Origin of the sequence: Capnocytophaga sp. oral taxon 332 str. F0381, from assembly GCF_000318275.2 — a bacterium.
Taxonomy (GTDB): domain Bacteria; phylum Bacteroidota; class Bacteroidia; order Flavobacteriales; family Flavobacteriaceae; genus Capnocytophaga; species Capnocytophaga bilenii.
This window is the reverse complement of the sequence record NZ_KB291272.1, coordinates 3,996-4,454: the sequence shown is the minus strand read 5'-3', so window position 1 is coordinate 4,454 and position 459 is coordinate 3,996. Positions and strand designations below refer to the sequence as shown.

The window sequence follows — 459 nt, the reverse complement described above, 5'->3', positions numbered from 1 at the left end:
TGTCATATCCTGAAATAGGTTTACACTAAAAACAAGAAAATGGATCTCTTGTTGCTTTTAAAACACATAATTCTAAAAAATATACAGTAACACAAATAAGAAGAAATAGATATGAGAATTCAAAAGACTTTATTGCTTATTAGTTTGCTTTTAGTGGTAATGTACTCTTGCAAAAACACTAATAGCAATGATAAAATAGAACAAGCTAAAGATTCTATAGTAAATATAGCGTCTGATGATATTGTATTAAACAACCCTCTTGCAGGTAAAAAGTTTTATTATTTAGATAAAGAGGAGAATGGAGAATTGACGCTCTCAATATACCCATATCTTGAAGACGATTATGATATGGCTAAAATTATTTTTACTGACTCAATGCTTATTGATGGTTGGAATGTTATGGAACCACACGAGTGGAAAATAGAAAGGGTTTCCCAACAAGATTCTCTTTTAATCTAT

General features: G+C 29.4%; 1 protein-coding gene. It reads left to right on the top strand.

Annotation, left to right across the window (positions count from 1 at the left end):
• Positions 1-111: 111 nt before the first annotated feature.
• On the top strand, positions 112-459 hold a 348-nt coding region (locus HMPREF9075_RS02855; protein WP_009414971.1), incomplete at its 3' end, for a hypothetical protein.